Source organism: Advenella sp. FME57 (genome assembly GCF_014897675.1).
In the GTDB taxonomy this organism is placed as follows: Bacteria; Pseudomonadota; Gammaproteobacteria; order Burkholderiales; family Burkholderiaceae_B; genus Advenella.
In genome coordinates this window covers 1-1,221 of record NZ_JABUXU010000051.1, presented here as the reverse complement: position 1 = coordinate 1,221, position 1,221 = coordinate 1, and the positions used below count along the sequence as shown (strand labels likewise).

At 50.1% G+C, this 1,221-nt stretch carries 1 protein-coding gene; it reads left to right on the top strand.

What is annotated here, in order from left to right; genetic code table 11:
- The first annotated feature begins 48 nt into the window (after window positions 1–48).
- A protein-coding gene (locus INT32_RS22000; RefSeq protein ID WP_193090804.1) for an IS3 family transposase occupies window positions 49–1,205 on the top strand; the annotation gives its coding sequence in 2 pieces (ribosomal slippage) (window positions 49–286 and window positions 286–1,205; 1,158 coding nt in all).
- Window positions 1,206–1,221: the final 16 nt, after the last annotated feature.

Here is a 1,221-nt window from a genome sequence, read left to right as displayed (position 1 = left end):
TTTACTAGACACTTTTAAGCCTCATAATACTCACAGATGGAGATTATTATGAGCAAGGTCCGATTTACGGAAGAATTCAAACTCGAAGCGATAAAGCAAATTACAGAACACCACCGACCGGTGGCTGAAGTGTCGCAACGACTGGGCGTGTCGAGCCACAGCCTGTATGCCTGGATCAAGCGATACGGTAAGTCTGCGCAGTCAGGTAAGCAGGCTGGCACTGAGGCGATCGAGCTCAGGCGTCTACGTGCTGAGGTCAAACGATTGACCCAAGAGCGAGATATCCTAAAAAAGGCCGCCGCGTATTTTGCCAAGGAGTCCGGCTAAAGTACGCGTTTGTAGAACAATATTCGACTCAATACCCGGTGCGCAGACTGTGTCAGGTGCTAGGCGTTCATCCTAGTGGATATTACGCCTGGAGACGCAATGCCTATAGCACACGCCATCATGAAGACCAGCGATTGCTGGCTCTGATGAAGCCCTCTTGGCTTGAGAGTGGCCGGGTTTATGGCTACCGCAAGGTGCATTTGGATTTACTGGCATTGGGCGAGGCCTGCAGCCGTCATCGCGTAGCGCGCTTGATGCGTAGCTGCGGATGGCGTGCTCAGGTTGGATATGGTCGTCGTCGACCTGGGTCTTATGGTGGCGCTGCCCATAATGTAGTGGCTAACATTCTGGACAGGCAATTCGATGTCGCGGCACCGAACCTGGTCTGGGTGACCGATATTACCTATATCCGTACCCATGAAGGATGGCTCTATTTGGCTGTTGTGGTGGACTTATTCTCGCGCCAGGTAGTGGGCTGGTCGATGGATTCACGAATGAATAAAGATTTAGTTCTGCAGGCATTGCTCGCCGCAGTATGGCGTCGTAAACCCAAGCAACCCGTCATTGTCCACTCAGATCAGGGTAGTCAATTTACCAGCTACGAATACGGCGCATTCCTGGCCAATCATAATCTGCAGCCGAGTATGAGCCGCCGAGGAAACTGCCATGATAATGCTGTCGCAGAAAGCTTCTTCCAATTACTCAAACGTGAACGAATTAAACGTAATATATACAAAACCAGAGAGCACGCACGACAGGATATCTTTGACTATATCGAAATGTTTTACAACCCTGTCCGCCGTCATAGTCATGCGGCCAACCTATCACCGGTAAACTACGAACAGCAATACTTTTCTGAGGCTACGAACTGTCTATAAAAATCTGGTCGATTCA